14 protein-coding genes are annotated in these 16,129 nt (G+C 45.3%); 2 read left to right on the top strand and 12 right to left on the bottom strand.

Annotated elements, in window-relative coordinates:
• Window positions 1-77 precede the first annotated feature (77 nt).
• Window positions 78-641: a TetR/AcrR family transcriptional regulator gene (locus J2Z65_RS18395; RefSeq protein ID WP_167057599.1), complete on the bottom strand. Its 564-nt coding sequence runs from the start codon at window positions 639-641 to the stop codon at window positions 78-80.
• A 182-nt stretch (window positions 642-823) separates the two neighbouring features.
• Between J2Z65_RS18395 and J2Z65_RS18390 the strand changes: the two genes are divergently transcribed.
• Entirely contained in the window at window positions 824-2,314 is a 1,491-nt protein-coding gene (locus J2Z65_RS18390; protein WP_167057601.1) for an MFS transporter, read from the top strand.
• 62 nt (window positions 2,315-2,376) lie between these two features.
• On the opposite strand, the gene J2Z65_RS18385 is transcribed toward J2Z65_RS18390, so the two are convergent.
• The 5 genes from J2Z65_RS18385 to J2Z65_RS18365 form a co-directional block, all read right to left on the bottom strand.
• Window positions 2,377-2,886, bottom strand: coding sequence for a DUF402 domain-containing protein (locus tag J2Z65_RS18385; RefSeq protein ID WP_167057604.1), 510 nt, complete (start codon window positions 2,884-2,886; stop codon window positions 2,377-2,379).
• A gap of 17 nt (window positions 2,887-2,903) precedes the next feature.
• Window positions 2,904-4,688, bottom strand: a complete 1,785-nt coding sequence (locus J2Z65_RS18380) for a protein adenylyltransferase SelO family protein (RefSeq protein ID WP_338111674.1) — start codon at window positions 4,686-4,688, stop codon at window positions 2,904-2,906.
• Between the two features lie 76 nt (window positions 4,689-4,764).
• Window positions 4,765-5,997, bottom strand: a complete 1,233-nt coding sequence (locus tag J2Z65_RS18375; protein ID WP_167057607.1) for an MFS transporter — start codon at window positions 5,995-5,997, stop codon at window positions 4,765-4,767.
• A 155-nt stretch (window positions 5,998-6,152) separates the two neighbouring features.
• Window positions 6,153-6,626 carry a MarR family transcriptional regulator gene (locus J2Z65_RS18370; RefSeq protein WP_167057611.1) on the bottom strand — a complete coding sequence of 158 codons (474 nt, stop codon included), beginning with the start codon at window positions 6,624-6,626 and terminating at the stop codon, window positions 6,153-6,155.
• A gap of 158 nt (window positions 6,627-6,784) precedes the next feature.
• Window positions 6,785-9,244, bottom strand: coding sequence for a S9 family peptidase (locus J2Z65_RS18365; protein WP_167057614.1), 2,460 nt, complete (start codon window positions 9,242-9,244; stop codon window positions 6,785-6,787).
• 214 nt (window positions 9,245-9,458) lie between these two features.
• On the opposite strand from J2Z65_RS18365, the gene J2Z65_RS18360 reads away from it, so the two are divergent.
• Window positions 9,459-10,685: an MFS transporter gene (locus J2Z65_RS18360; RefSeq protein ID WP_167057617.1), complete on the top strand. Its 1,227-nt coding sequence runs from the start codon at window positions 9,459-9,461 to the stop codon at window positions 10,683-10,685.
• On the opposite strand, the gene J2Z65_RS18355 is transcribed toward J2Z65_RS18360, so the two are convergent.
• From J2Z65_RS18355 to J2Z65_RS18330, 6 genes are all read right to left on the bottom strand, one after another.
• Entirely contained in the window at window positions 10,620-11,153 is a 534-nt protein-coding gene (locus J2Z65_RS18355) for a VanZ family protein (protein WP_240159678.1), read from the bottom strand. The two genes, J2Z65_RS18360 and J2Z65_RS18355, sit on opposite strands and share 66 nt — an antisense overlap.
• Window positions 11,154-11,193: 40 nt before the next feature.
• A complete protein-coding gene (gene vanY, locus J2Z65_RS18350) occupies window positions 11,194-12,054 on the bottom strand; it encodes a VanY-A/VanY-F/VanY-M family D-Ala-D-Ala carboxypeptidase (protein WP_167057620.1) in 861 nt (286 codons plus the stop codon).
• A 95-nt stretch (window positions 12,055-12,149) separates the two neighbouring features.
• On the bottom strand, window positions 12,150-13,235 hold the full coding sequence (locus J2Z65_RS18345; RefSeq protein WP_167057623.1) for a HAMP domain-containing sensor histidine kinase: 1,086 nt from the start codon (window positions 13,233-13,235) through the stop codon (window positions 12,150-12,152).
• On the bottom strand, window positions 13,228-13,923 hold the full coding sequence (locus tag J2Z65_RS18340) for a response regulator transcription factor (RefSeq protein WP_167057626.1): 696 nt from the start codon (window positions 13,921-13,923) through the stop codon (window positions 13,228-13,230). The genes J2Z65_RS18345 and J2Z65_RS18340 overlap by 8 nt, the downstream gene beginning before the upstream one ends.
• Before the next feature lie 99 nt (window positions 13,924-14,022).
• Window positions 14,023-15,189 (bottom strand): FAD-dependent oxidoreductase, encoded by a 1,167-nt coding sequence (locus J2Z65_RS18335; RefSeq protein ID WP_193580908.1) that lies wholly within the window; start codon window positions 15,187-15,189, stop codon window positions 14,023-14,025.
• A 157-nt stretch (window positions 15,190-15,346) separates the two neighbouring features.
• On the bottom strand, window positions 15,347-16,129 hold the full coding sequence (locus tag J2Z65_RS18330; RefSeq protein ID WP_167057629.1) for a phytanoyl-CoA dioxygenase family protein: 783 nt from the start codon (window positions 16,127-16,129) through the stop codon (window positions 15,347-15,349).

The following is a 16,129-nucleotide window of genomic DNA, read 5'->3' as shown; positions in this document are numbered from 1 at the left end:
TAAGAAAACCGCGCTGAGCGCGGTTGATAACCATATATGTTTACAACTCTTACTCAATGGAGTAAATACTCCAAGATTTAAACCAGAACAGCTTTCCAGGAAGCTTCGAGTGTTTGCTGAATTTGAATTTCGGTTAACTCATATTTGTTAACGTAAAAGCCCTTCACAATGGCCGTCACGACGCCGTGCATGATGGAATGGCAAATGTTCACATCCATTTCCCGGATGACGCCGTATTTTTGCCCTTCTCTGATCAGTGACAAAACGGCTTCTCTGGAAGTACTGTCATCATCCATTTTACGCAGTTCCGGTTTGATGCAAGGCGAATAGGAATACGCATCGATAAATCGGAAATGCTTCGGAAATGCCATCGCAAACCGAATCCTGTTCGACTGCAAGCATTTATAGCGCTCATATAAACTGAACTCGGGGTCGTAACCCATCATCAGGTTCTCGCCAAGAAGTTTACGGGACTCCCTATACAGCTCATTGACCAGTTCTTCCTTATTGCTGAAATAATTAAAGACGGTTCCAGATCCAACATTTGCCCTCTTCATGATTTTGGCAAAAGTAACAGATTGCAGCCCCTCTTCGTCTATTAAATCTAACGTCGCGTTCAAAATGTCGTCGCGTTTGCTCATTGTACACACCTCGTTAAACCCAACTTTAGTATGTGCAACTGAGATCGTCAAGTATTCCGTCGATTTATTCTTCATTTTTTTCGAATTTGGAATGAATAATCCAAAAAAGTGTTGACTCTCTCCCTTTCAGGTATTATGATGGTTTGGAACAAACATTCCAAACCTGAAAGGAAGATCCGCAGATGTCTTCATCCACAACTGAATTAACTAGACGATCCTTCTCCTCACGAATCGTTCTGGCCATCATACTTGCTTGCCAACTTATGATTATTTTGGACGGTTCAATTGTTATCACTTCGCTGCCTGAAATCGGGCGCAGCCTGCACTTATCCGCAACAGACTTATCCTGGGTACAAAATGCCTACTCTCTGACCTTCGGCGGACTACTGCTGCTTGGCGCACGAGCCGGTGATTTATTGGGCCGCAGACGCATCTTCATGATGGGTATCGGGTTATTCACGTTAGCTTCGCTGATTGCCGGTTTTGCCCATTCCGCAGAAAGCTTGTTAATCGCTCGGTCTATTCAAGGCTTAGCAGCTGCATTTGCCGCACCCTCTACACTTGCCTTACTTATGGTAAGCTTCCCGGAAGGCAAGGAGCGGATGCGTGCAATCTCCTTGTATAGCGCTGTTTCCGGCGCAGGAGGCAGTGTCGGTCTTGTGCTGGGCGGCATCCTAACCGACCTTATCTCCTGGCGATGGGGCATGTTCATCAATGTCCCCATTGGCATCGTGATTATTCTCTTGGCTCCCCGCTATTTGATGGAAACTCCGAGGATCAAAGGCCGCTTCGATATAGTCGGCGCCATTACCTCGACGCTTGGTATGACATCCATTGTGTACGGCTTCGTTCGGGCAGCTTCTGACGGCTGGAGCAATAATGGAACCATCGTATCGTTCATAGCCGGAGTCGTATTGCTCGCAATGTTCATCCGTATCGAAAAAAGGGCTGAACAACCGATCACGCCACTCCGCTTGTTTGCCAGCCGCGAACGTACTGGTGCGTATATGGCTCGATTGCTATTTGTAGGCGGCATGTCTGCCATGTTCTTTTTTCTGACGCAATTCTTGCAAGGTGTTACGGACTTTAATCCTCTCGTTGCCGGAATCGCGTTTATCCCGATGACGGGCGTAATGTTTGGTATGGTCTACGCAGTGCCTGGTTTGATGTCCCGCTTTGGCAGCACCAAATTGCTGATCGGCGGTGTTATCATCGCCCTTGCAGGTATGACCTGGTTAAGCCGTATAACCGTAGACTCTTCCTATTTTCCAAACATCGCGATTCCATTAGTTATTCTGGGCATCGGCGCCGGGGTTGTCTTTATCCCCCTCACATCATCGGGCATAGCCGGGGTTGAGCGCGGCGACGCAGGCGCGGCTTCCGGTCTAGTGAATGTCGCGCATCAAATGGGCGCTTCCTTGGGTCTTGCTATCCTGATTACCGTGTTTGGTTCGGCGAGCCGCACCGCCGCTGATCATCCGCTTATCGGAGCCACGCCACACAAGCAGGCTCAGTATGTATTGTCTCATGCCTCTGCAGCATCCATCACAGGATCCGTCATTTTCCTTCTACTTGCTTTGATAGCCATTATTGTCCTTATTCAAAAGAACCCCCTGGTCAATCGCATTAAGCATCAGGTCAAGCCAAATGCATATAAAGCGGAACAACTTTAAATTTGTACTGAACGAAAGAAAAAAGGAGCTGCTACAAGGCAGCTCCTTTTTCTCGTTCATTCCTAACTTCTTGGCACGTGCGCTATAAGCTTCTCAATGGAGCCATCGAAAGGGAATACATGATTGTTTATTCGTTCCTTTAAACTCTCTAATTCCTGGCGGGCTTTATGAATCAGAGTATCCGGATAACCATACTTAATGGCATTGCTCGCAAACTCATCCTCGTCAACAACGCTCCATTCGCCATTTCTTTGTATATAATCCAGATCTAAGTCTACAAAGGAAACCGTTTGACCTTCCATTTTTGCGGGCTGATTAATATTGCAATAGTATTGCATAATTTGTCCACCAACGATATCGGCGCTTACGGTAAACCATGAATCAAATGAAAAATATTCAATCGTCCAATTATCCATTGTAAAAACCTTTTGCTTCGTGTAATGATTTAATTTTCTACCGAACTCGCCTAAGACAAAAATATGTGAGTCCGTCTTTTCCAATAATCGTGTGTTCCACTCATAATGAAGGTGGTTTCCATATTTCAGAGCCTGAATGGTAATTTGATTATTCATTGTTCCATCTCGCAATCTTATGTCCCGCAAAACGTTCGGTATGGACCAGTTGTTTGCGCCGGAAGTGTTGCGTACTCAGCCTGCTCAGAGGTGTGCGCGTATGGATTCGAAAGAACGTCGAGCAACCTTTCCATCACGCTGTAATCTCCATGCTGCACCGCAGCTTCAAGCGCTTCCTCTACACGATGGTTGCGCGGTATTATAGCAGGATTACTGCTGCGCATCAGCTGATTCGAGGATTCTTTTGATTCCTCCTGCCGGCCTAGTCTCGCCTGCCACCGCTCATGCCACTGTGCAAATTCCGTGGTGCCGCACAAGAACATATCCTCCCGTTTATCAAAAGTTAAAGCAACGAAAGTATTGGTGTAATCCTCTCCGTACTTTTGCATCATACTGAGCAGATCTTCAATAAGAGACACATCTTCCTGTTCTTCATTAAAAATCCCCAATTTTGCCCTCATTCCCGAAAACCAGTTACGGTGATACCTTTCGGAGAAAATGGAAAGCGCATCTTCAGCTAATTGAATCGCCTGTTCTTCATTTTCATTCAATAGCGGCAATAAGGTTTCAGCAAATCTAGCTAGATTCCACGCAGCAATGCGCGGCTGGTTCCCATAAGCATAGCGTCCTTGCGTATCAATGGAACTGAATACCGTTGCTGGGTCATAGGCATCCATAAAGGCGCAAGGACCATAATCAATGGTTTCTCCGCTTAGGGCCATGTTGTCTGTGTTCATTACGCCATGAATGAATCCAACGAGCTGCCATTTGACGATTAGATCAGCCTGACGCTGAATCACTTCCTTAAGCAGCATCAAGTAGCGATTCTCATCCCGATCAATCTCTGGATAGTGTCTTTGCAAGGTATAATCCGCCAAGGCTCGGAGATCCTCATCCGTGCCATACTTGGCAGCAAATTGAAAGGTGCCGACACGCAGGTGACTCGCAGCCACACGGGTAAGAATAGCACCTGGTTGCTCCTTTTCACGATACACCGTATCACCGGTACTGACCACGGCTAAGCTGCGTGTTGTCGGAATACCAAGCGCATGCATAGCTTCACTAATGATGTATTCACGTAGCATCGGACCTAGCGCCGCTCGGCCGTCACCGCCGCGGGAATAGATCGTCCTGCCGGAACCCTTTAGCTGGATATCGACACGCCCGCCATGCGGAGTCATATGTTCGCCGAGCAGATTAGCCCGCCCGTCCCCTAACATATTAAAGTACCCGAATTGATGCCCTGCATAGGCTTGAGCAAGAGGAGAAGCACCTTCGGGAATCTCGTTGCCGGCAAGCACTGCCGCGCCTTCTGCGCTTCGCAACGCTTCAGCCTTTAACCCTAGTGAAGCTGCCAGCGGACCATTCAACACGACTATTTCTGGAGAGCTAACAGGAGTTGGTTGAAGTCGGCTAAAAAATAGTTTCGGCAGTCGAGCATAGCTGTTATCAAAATTCCAGCCTATCTCCTTTTCATTGTCGATCTCTGCCTGCCATGCGCGTATTCCGCCCTCGACGGCAACAGCGTCAAAACCCTTCTCGCGCAGAAGCATTGCACAATTCGCACCAGAATTGCCCCCTGAACAAGTCACGTACAAAGTCTTGCCTTCAGCAATTTGTTGAATTTCAGCTGCTGTGCTATCAGACCACTGATTGATTTCGCCTTTTTCAATATGGATATGGTGAAGGTTGTTATGCTCAGGCGTATATTCAGACACGGCCTCGTTGCTACGAACATCAAGCAATAGCACACGTTCTGTATCCAGCTTTTTGAAAAGCTGTTGAATTGAAATTTTGTCCACGTTGCCCTCCAATAACCTAAATTAGTCACAATAATCCCGTTCATTCATCATATCACCCAGCATCTTCTCCAGCAAATCAAGTCGCATGCGTTCTCTTATATAAAACTGGTATTGCCGCTGCTATAAGGATCATACCCATAAAAGCAGGTGCGGCATGACCAAGTGAAACATAGATTTGACCTCCAATGATAGGCCCAATCATTCTTGCTAAAGCCTGAATAGATTGGCTGCCACCTTGAATCCTTCCTTGTTCACTAAAATCGACAGACTTGGAGAGCATCCCATTGAATGAAGGCCCAAAAATCGAATCACCAAAACCAAATATAAACATTCCAACGATAAGAAGAGGAGAAAATGAGAACAACGCAGATAGCGCAATAAGACTGTAGCCTATCATCTCCGAAACCATTCCAAGAATTGCGATCTGTTTATCACTAAGTTTTATCAAAAGCTTTGGCATGATGAAACCTTGTGAAATGATGTCTTGGAAGCCCATAATTGAAAACATAAGTCCGATTAGCGCAGGCTTCCAACTGAAAGTATCCATTGTAAATTGTGAAAAAACGGCCTGTAAAGATCCGTTGGGTATCCAAAGTAAGAACGCTGAGACAAGCAGCCTGTTTAAGTTTTTCATGGAAAGTAAGTTTGCAAGCTGTGTAAATGGATTCAGTCTTACAAAGGTAATTACTTTCAGTCTGTTATTCTTTCCAAGACTCTCAGGCATAAAAAAGTATCCATAAACAACATTCAATAAAGTGATTAATGCGCCAAAATACATGGGTGCAGAATAACCAAACTTGGCAATCAATCCACCTAGCGTTGGTCCAATGACGGTGCCTACACCTACAACCGCACTCACCCATCCAAAGTATTTGGTTCTCTGTTCCGGAGGAATGATGTCTGCAAAATAGGCGAAGATCGTGCTTATGCTCCCGCCTGTTATACCTTCTATTATGCGCCCAGCAAATAGTACCCAAATAGCTCCTCCTAAGCCAAAAACTACGTACCCGATTGCGGAACCCAAAAGGCAGAATAAGAGCAATGGACGACGGCCATATTTGTCGCTCAAAGCTCCAAGTACGGGGGCCGCAAAAAACACGCAGACTGCATAAACAGAGGTCAGCAGCGTAACAACGATAGCTTGTTCTCCCGGATTGCTTGTATACGGCTGCACTAAGAATGGGACTACAGGTGCTATAATGCTGAAGCCTAAACCGCAAAGAAACACAGAGATAAGACCAAATATTAAAGCGTGTTTATCTATGGTTTGTTCTGTCTTCTGTTTATTGTGTGATCTCAATATGGACATTAAATTTCTCTCCTAAAAAATGCGATTTTGCTTCCTTGGAAACAAATTTATCGTATCGAAATTTTGTTTCCTTGTCAACAAATTAATAGCAATAAAAATGCAGCACGTTCTCAATAGAGCCCGGCTGCCTGTGGTTTCATTTTCAATATTCAAATTTATTCCGACTTCATATCTATACCCTGTTTCTTTATTTGTGCATCCAAATGTCTGCTATACTTTTCGACGAAGCTAAGCATACCGTCAAATTGTGCCTCGGTTACCTGCTCAAATACGGCTTTATCCCGCTCTTGAAACTCTTTGTGCAGATCCTCATGGATTTTGTAAATGATTTTCCCTTGCTCAGTAAGCCTAAAATAGATTTCTTTCTTGTTATCCGACTTCTGGTAGCTTTCGATAAGACCTTTTTTGATGAGCTTCTTAGTCATTTTACTTATGGCACCGCGAGTCATATAGAAGGATTCCGCAAGTTTTGTCACGTTGGAATCTACATATTTTCCAATGTATTCGACGCAATGTACTTCAGAGGACTTATACCCCTTAAGACTGTCTTCCATCTTATCCTTATTAAGCCAAACCATCTTGTTAAATAAGTCCCTGAAAGCCATTATAACCTGTTCTTCTTTGTTCATGGCCTGTCCTCCCACCCCACTTGTTCCATACCTCTACCTTACCAAAAACAAAAACAGAGTGGTAGTCCTGCTCCCACTCCGAACATTTATAAGCTCCATAATGTTAAAAAAAGTGCCAAGAAACCTTGTCACAACAGGATTTCTTGACACATCAATCATTAGGCTGATTTTTTCTTGTTTTTCACGTTCTGATTAAGAAAATGGATAAGTGCTTGATAAAAATCGCGAGCGTTTTCCAGTTTACCAAAACCATGTCCCTCATTTTTCTTTACCATATAAGGAACGTCTACATCCAGTTTACGCAGCGCTGCGACCATTTGATCCGATTCCGCTTTATTCACGCGAGGATCATTCACGCCTTGAGCAATCATCAGCGGCGCTTTGATTTGATCGACATGCAGGAGCGGCGACGCTGATTCAAGCAGGTTTTTATCCTTAACCGGATCGCCTACCTGTTGATACATCTGCGGACGATCAATTTCCCAATATGGAGGCATAGTACTCATAAAGCTTAGGAGATTGGACGGCCCTACATAATCCACGCCTGCTGCGAACAAATCAGGAGTAAACGTTAATCCTGCCAAGGTCGCATACCCACCATAAGATGCACCATAGATCGCAACTCGCTCAGGGTCTGCTGTCCCCCGTTTGATCAGCCAGTTCACACCGTCGGTAATATCATTTTGCATGGCTTTGCCCCATTGCTTGTCCCCAGCGTGCAGGAATGCTTTTCCGTAGCCGGTGGAGCCCCGGAAATTCAGCTGCAGCACCGCATACCCTTGGTTGGCAAGCAGTTGTGCTTCCATATTATAACCCCAAGTATCGCGATACCACGGTCCGCCATGCGGATTGACGACTACCGGCAGTTTATTCGCGTCAACGCCTTTTGGAAACGTTAAGTATCCATGGATCGTCAACCCGTCCCTGCTTTTAAAAGAAACCGGCTGCATGTCAGCCATCTTTTTCTCATCAAATTTGGGCTGGATATCCGTAACCTTGTCGAGCTTATCTGACTTGCGGTCATATAAATAATAGCTGCCGTAGGTTTTATCGCTCTCCGTATGCAAGAGCAGCACATCCCTGTCCGGCGATCCGATCAAGCCCCAATGACGGTTTTGCAGCTTTTCTTCGATTTTATGCGACAACGCTTCAAACTCATTGTCCAAATAGTGCATTTGCTTGTCATCCGTCTCATACGATACGGCCAGAATCGATTGCTTCTTATAGGAGACGATGAAATTATCGATATCGACATCGTTATTCATATAAAGAACTTTCGTCTCTTTCTTCGTAATCGGGTCATATTCAACTAAGGCCATTTTATCTCTTCCCACATTTGAAGCCGCGTAAATTTGCTCATTATTAAAGGTGAACATAACTGGAATAAAGTTATCTTTCGAGTTAAACGTGTCAATTTTAGTAAAAGCTTTACTCTCGTCTTCCCGGTAGAGAAGATTTGTCGTTTCACCGTCTCTGGCGATCGCCGCCCGAACTTCCCCCCAATTGTCCGTTATCCAATAATTCACATTTCCAGGATTCTGCACCTGCATGTTCGTTTCACCTGTGCTCAGCTTAACACGGTAAACATCCATCACTTTGGGATCCCGCTTATTCATAGTAAGCAATAATTCAATATCGCTTTCATTCTTTGCAGGCAATACATCCAGAAGATCCGACTTTACATTCGCATATGGGGTCAGATCGATGTCTCCGGAACCGTCAACTTTCACAGCGCGGAGATGCGTATTTTCCGTCCCATCAGTATCTTGAACATAGACGATTACCTTATCTGTAATCCAATAGATTTGACCGATGTTTTCGTTTTTGGAGCTCGTGATCCGTGTGCTTTGCGTTTCGCCTACCTTTTGAATATAAAGGTTCATTCGGTTTTCCCATGGCTGTAAATAGGCCAGCGTTTTGCCGTCAGGCGATAGCCGCATCCCAATTTTATTCGGGAGCTGCAAGAAGTCGTCCAGTGAATAGGAGCCTTGCGATGTTTCTTCTTTTTGGGAAATTGTACGATATATAAATAGCACAAGCTGAGCGCGGGTCACCTGATCCTGCGGCATAAACGCCAGCTGATCGGTAATAAAATTTTGCTTCAGTTTGATAACATCGTCATGATGGGCTTTGGATATGGTTGCTTCATCTTTAAGCCAAGCCTGGATGCCGTTATCTTTGAGCTGAAAAGCACGGACGAGCAAGCTCGCCATCTGTTCACGAGTAAGAAGAGCATCGGGCTGATACAACCCATCATTGCCTTGAACAATGTTCTGTTCTTTCAAGGCATTGACCGCCTCTGCATAAGGGCTAGTTTCCGCTACGTCTTTGAATGCATTCAGTGATTTCGGTTTACTCAGCTTTAGCGCCTTGCTAAGCCATTCTGCGGCATCACCGCGCGTAACGGCATCATTCGGATGAAAGCCACCGTCCTCTTCGGCATCAACGATGCCTTTCTGCTTGAGCAGGGAAATTTCTTGACTCGCATAATAATCTGCAGGTACATCTGGATAGGCGGCTGTATCGCTGCTCGCCTGAACGCCAATAGGTACCGCAACCGACGCGATCCATACCGCCGCAAAAATGGATACTACCCCTTTTTGAAAAGAAAACTTCATATCAACCCTCCTGTAAAATATACACAACAAAAATACGGAACGCATCCCATTATATACCAGAAACAATTGAATTGATAGACTCATAGAGTAGTTTTGTACTGGGAATATATACCTAGAAACTTAGGAATAAATGAACCATTCAGATTTCCATGTATGAAAAAGGCATAGGAGTGGAAAATAGGGGAAATGGTTGTAGATGGGAGAATCGTTCAACATGAGCATAACAACATTGCTGCGTGAACCCGCTAAGCGCAAATTGCTGTTTAGCGCGGGAATTAGCTGGCTTTTCGATGCGATGGATGTGGGAATTATTTCCTTTATCGTTGCCGCGCTGGCTGTTGAGTGGAAATTGGGTGCACAGCAGATCGGTTTCTTGGCTGCAATCAATTCAATCGGTATGGCTGCAGGTGCTGCAATTGCAGGCGCTAGTGCTGACCGCTATGGGCGTCGAGCTGTACTTTTGGCAACGCTTTTAATATTTTCTGCAGCGAGTGGACTCTCTGCGCTTGCAACAAGCTTTATGATGCTATGTATCCTCCGTTTCATTACCGGATTTGGACTTGGCGGTGAACTCCCCGTCGCCTCCACGCTTGTTTCGGAATCCTTTTCTGCAAAAGACAGGGGCCGCGCAGTCGTGCTGCTGGAAAGCTTTTGGGCATGCGGATGGATTATCGCGGCACTCATAGCCTATTTCGTTATACCTGCACACGGCTGGCGAGCCGCCTTTATCATAGGCGCATTGCCCGCATTGTATGCTTTATATCTCAGAAGGGCCATTCAAGATTCACCGAGGTTTAACGAACAACGCAGTCGCAAGTTGACGTTCAAAGAGCGTGTGATCTCTGTCTGGTCAGCTCAATACCGTAAACGAACCATTACACTTTGGATTTTATGGTTCATCGTTGTATTTTCCTATTACGGCATGTTTCTGTGGCTTCCAACCGTCATGGTTTTGAAAGGCTTTAGTCTCGTAAAAAGCTTTCAATATGTCTTGATCATGACATTGGCGCAGCTACCCGGCTATTTCACGGCAGCCTACTTTATTGAGAAATTCGGTCGCAAATTTGTTCTTGTAACCTATTTGCTGCTGACGGCTGTGAGCGCCTTATGGTTCAGCACTGCGTCCACGGAAGGGTTGCTGATTGCCGCAGGCATTAGCCTGTCGTTTTTCAATCTTGGCGCTTGGGGAGCCATGTATGCTTACACGCCAGAGCTATATCCTACCGCCGTTCGCTCGACAGGTGTGGGGCTTGCCGCTTCCTTTGGACGTGTCGGCGGCATCATAGGCCCATACCTTGTTGGTCTACTGGTAGCTAATGGTCACAGCATTACCTCTATTTTTATTATCTTCTTCGCCGCTATCTTGTTCGGAGCGCTAGTTCTGCTGCTCTTTGGCAAAGAAACGAAGGGAACTGACCCGGACCAAGCGGCTAACAACTAATGCCAGTTTGCAAGCTCCAAAACCAAGCAAGCCCCCGGATACATTTAAAATGAGATCGTCAACATCAAAGCTTCCAATTGAAAAAACAACCTGTAAGCACTCCAGGCTCAAGCTTAAGCCCAAAGATCGGCTCAGCACTCCGATTAATGACATATGCCTGTTTTTTGACAATAGGAGAAGGAAGATGCCAAACGGCATGAATATTGCGATATTTCCAAACAAATTAATTAGATCATGATAGGACAGGTTCTGAATATTACTTGATATGGATTCGAGTGGAGTAAAATTGGCTGTATGCAACCGATTCCGAATATATACCGGATTCTCTAAATTTCGCTGAAGCTGATGCCAGAGGAAGTTGAAGTCAATCAATGCGAACTTAAATAATATAATTTTGAATACGGCATACATATATACGGCAAATAGTGCCGGCAGCAGAACGATATTCATTAATTTCGTTTGATTCATTCTCCATCCCCACTTTCTCTCGTTTTATAGGCCCATTTCATCAAAACACCGTCACAATGACGCCATCCATATTGTTGCCTGATATCTCATAGTGACGATCTTTCGGCACTTGAATGGTCGTGTTTTTGGAGATGGGATAATAGGAAATTTCATATTTCACACCGCGAACCGTTGTCGAAAAGGTTTTTTGTTTTTTCAGAAACTCCAAATATTGCTCCAAGGTTAAATTCTTTTGCTGCATGATCAAACTGTGTGGCAAACCGACGTATCGAAAATGCCAAGGTTCATATTGAATGCCTGTGACGGCCGTTTTGTCTTTGGGATAACGTAAAATAAACCCGTATGTCCAAGCATTTTTCGTTAGCCAAATCCCTTCAGGAGCTTGACTCATCTCCGATTGCGAAGAGCCAATATCAAGAGCCAGGCCTAAATTATGCTCGCTATTACCCGCAGGCAAAGCATAATCAGCCCCCATATCTTTGTATAGCTGGCTTTGTTCCTTGTTGTCTCGATAGCCGCTGTTAATCACAAAATGACGTACACCCTCTTTATCAGCGGCTCCGATCATCGTTGAGAATGATTGCACGACATGCTGCGACAATCGAATGGTAGAATCCAATAAACCAAACCCCTTGACCAACTCCTTATGCTGAAACAGATTGACGATATCAGTTTGCATTCCCACTTGATGGACAGGATAATCTTGATTAATCAACACTAAATTTCCTTGGTAAATCTGATCTTTTGCGACTTGTATCGTCATTTCGCTCCTTTGGGAAGTCACCGCTTGCGCCTCAAAGTTCCCCTTCTCTTGGTCGCCGTTTGCGACTTCCGGTTTCTGGTGAATGGCTTCATAGCCTAGCAGCAGTATGATGACAAGCCAAAAAACCCACTTCTTCATTCTGTTTCCTCCTTAACCTTGCATGCATTTAGGATAGGAAAAACAGTTTAAAAAAGAAGTGGGACAAATCTAAAATTTTTCTTAAATTTTATAAGTTATTGCGGTAAACGCACTTCAAAGAGTGTACGAATCAAATTGCTTTGAACAGAAATCGTTCCTTGATGCTGCTCCACAATATTTTTCGCGATAAACAGTCCTAACCCGGTGCTCCCCCCTTGATGCGTCCTAGCCTGATCCCCGGTATAAAACATATCAAAAAGATATGGCAGTTCATCATCCGGAATGCAGTTGCCATAATTGATAATGTGGACGACCACATGGTCTACATCCGAATAACAGTGAATATCAACAAACTGACCATCTTTTCCATATCGATTGGCGTTAGTCAACAGATTTTCAAATACACGTGCCAACAATTCGCCGTCACCCCAAATTTTCAAATGCGGAGTGATTTGTAATCTCGCCTGCAAATGACTCTTCTCAAAGACAGGGTATAACTCTTCATTGAGTTGGTTGAGAAGATCGCTCAAATCGATTTGCTTTTTTTCAATGGTAAGCATGCCGTAGTTCATTCTTGTGAGTTCAAATAGTTCATCAATGAGCTTTTCTAACCGCTTAGACTTGGTAAAAGCAATGGTCGTATAATGTTTAATTTGTTCCTCAGTCAATTGATTGTCCTGAAGAATAAAATCCAAATAACCTAAAACCGAAGTCAGCGGCGTTCGTAAATCATGGGCTAAATTCAAAACCAGCTGATCCTTGCTGCTTTCTGCGAAATCCCCTCTCTCCACCGCTTTTTGCAGCTTTTCACTAGCCATATTAATATCTTCCGCTATCTCCTTGAACTCGTCATTGGAGGAGATTTGAACGCGACTTTGAAAGTCGCCGTTGGCAAGACGGTGAATCCCCGTCGAAATCTCATCAAAATAGGTTGCATAAGGCTTTGTGAGGAAAAAGAAAAATATAATCGCAAGCGGGATAAAGACAATAAGAAAGAAATTAAAATCTCCAAAGTTGGAGATGAGATGACGAAATTTCGCTAACGGATCCTCAGCCCGAACACCCGTATAATAAAGCTGGAGCACTTTATACAGTAGGAACGTAATGATGCCCGACAACAGCATGCTAAGACCTAATAGTACGATCATTTTAAAACGAAAGCTTCGCAACATTTTAGCCATTGAATGTATATCCCACACCCCAAACGGTTTTGATCAATTTGTTTTTGTTCTGATCATCCTTTAGCTTCTTCCGCAAGGTACGGATATGAACCATAACCGTGTTGCCACTTTCATAATAGGCTTCTCCCCACACCTGCTGGAAAATATGTTCTGCGCTGAAGACTTTCTTTGAATGAGCAGCCAACAAATAAAGAATATCAAATTCCTTCGGAGTCAGTTCGACGATTTCACCATATTGGATAACAGTCCGTTGGTCAGGGTCAATGGTTAACCCACCCGCTTCAATTACAGCTTTATTGGCTGCCGCGGGTTGGTTCAATTGCATGGATCTACGCAGCTGAGCATTCACCCGAGCGACTAATTCCATGGGATTGAACGGTTTGGTCATATAATCATCCGCCCCCATCACCAATCCCGTGATCTTATCCAAATCAGATGATTTGGCACTCAAAAAAATGATCGGCATATGATGTTGTTCGCGTATTTGACGCGTTACTTCATGGCCATCCAGCTTGGGCATCATGATGTCTAAAATCGCCAAGTCAATCGGATGAGATTGAATGGCGCGCATGGCTTCTCTCCCATCCGCTACTTTGATGAGATGATATCCCTCTTTTTCAAGATGCAAAGCAATTAGATCTGCAATCTCCGCTTCGTCATCCGCTATCAATATCGTTGTACGCTTCATCGAGATTTCGCTCCTATTTGAAAATAACCGAGGGTAAAATAGGTTCGGTTCCTACTTATTCTACCCTAAATTACCTGTTTCGCCCATTCTCACTGTTGCTCATGCGCCTTCATGATATTGGTTCATTAATTCCGCCAATTTGCCCGCGGCATCATCGGAGAAACAAAGTTCTAGATTCGAATCCGATACCTCTGCAGATTTGGACGAGTAAACGAACATCTTCTTTTCATATGCGCGGACCGCCTCATTAATATCCCCGTGTCCAACAATGGATAATGCGAGTTCCATGGCATCCTGCATAGCCAAATTCACACCTTCTCCAGCAAAAGGAGACATCAAATGTGCAGCATCGCCGATTAGCGTAACTCCTGGCTTGTGCGGCCACTTGACGCCGACAGGCAGCATATAAATACGTCTTGGCAGCATAGGGCCATCAGCGGATCGGATATAATTTTTTAACGAGTCGTCCCAATCGTGAAAATGCTGCAGCAGCAGGCTTTTCGCCTCTTCGGGCTGATCGAACGGTATGCCGCAAGTATCCAGCCAATCGCGCTCAGCTCGGAACGCCAAATAGACACAAATGCGGCCGTCCCCATTCAACTGCCCCAGAATGCCCTTGTGGTCATCCAGTGCGAACAATTTACCGCGCCTGTTAAAAGCGGCGATCTCCGGATGAGAGATAGCGGCATTTTCCAGATAGAGCTCAACCATGCTGAGTCCGGCATAGGCCGGTACAGAGTCCGTCATAAGCGGTCGAACGCGGGAGAAAGCCCCGTCAGCAGCCACAACTAGATGCACTCGATCGACATGTCCATTTGCAAAACGAAGTTCATGCATGCCATTGTTCAAGGGGATCGCTTCGGTCAACTCGTGCCCCCAGCGAATGCAATCAGGATCGACGGAATGAAGCAGCAACTCGCGCAATGTTCCACGATCGATTTCAGGACGGTCCCCCTCATGCGGCTCAGCCACCTCGTCCATATAGATCTTGCCTGTTTTATCAAGAAGACGGAAGTCTTGCCCTTCATACCGCGCGAGTGCTTCAAATTGTTCGATTAAACCGGCCTCACGCAGAGCTTTTTGTCCGGAATCTTCATGGATATCTAAGGAACCGCCTTGCTGGCGGCTTGCAGGTGAAGTCTCACGCTCATAGATGACGGTTTTTATACCATGCTGCTGTAGAATCCGTGCCAGTGTCAGCCCTCCAGGGCCAGCCCCTATGATGGCAATGCGCTGTTGTTTTTGTGCTTTTATAGTAGTTTTCATTATCTACACCTCGAAGTTAAAAGTGATTTATCAACTAACGAAAGTATACGAATCATTCTTAAACTGAAAATAAACGAAAACGATATAATGCTAAAATGAAAAAAGCCCAAGGATTAATTGCTCTCCTGGACTCTTCTGATTATGTGCTAGTTACGAATCATTCATTCTCAAATTCAGTTGGGTAGCTTGCTCCAAAAGGTGCATCAGGTCTTGAAAATTCCCCCATGAGGTAGCGGCGAGTAGGTGTTGTGCGCTGCAGGAACTCTTGATTGTTCTCAAAGCGATCTGAACACCGAACCCAAGGCGGACTATAAATATAGTGCATCGTAAAGCGGTCGTAATCACCATCATGCGCAAACGTCCTGTGCCAAACAGCATTGTGAAAAAGCAATACGGAACCCGCTGGCGCACAAATGACGTGACCGATTGGAACGGACTCCCTGGCCGCCCTAATCGAATCTGGAAGCCGAACCTGACTTCTATGGCTGCCAGGAATTAGCTCCATATTTCCGGTCCGCGGAACCGATTGATCCGTCAATAAGAAGGATGCCCTCAGTTGCACTAGCGGTATCGGATAGCCAAGCTTTTGAAAGTCATAGGCACCTGATCCGTCCTGATGCCAACCGCCCATCCCCCCAAATGCCGGCTGTTTGGTACACCAAGCGGACTGCAGAATAAACCGGTCTCCGTAAAGCGCCCTGACTTTTGGCAAAATAGCCGGATGATCGATAAGACGCTCTAAGGATACTTCCGTCTCATAGCCTTTTCCCACCTGGGCCCATCCGCTTGTACCTGCTGATTCATGCAGCCGGATGGACGCCTCCAGACATTCGCTTACTTCTTCTTCGGAGAGCACATTTGGAATAATCAGATAACCCCACGATTCAAACATGAAGCGATCAAGTTCCGTAAATGCTCCTGGATTGGATATCGGGTTCAT

The sequence above is a fragment of the Paenibacillus aceris genome, from assembly GCF_017874035.1.
In the GTDB taxonomy this organism is placed as follows: Bacteria; Bacillota; Bacilli; order Paenibacillales; family NBRC-103111; genus Paenibacillus_E; species Paenibacillus_E aceris.
Note: the sequence above shows the minus strand (reverse complement) of the source record. Positions and strands in the feature narration are given on the sequence as shown.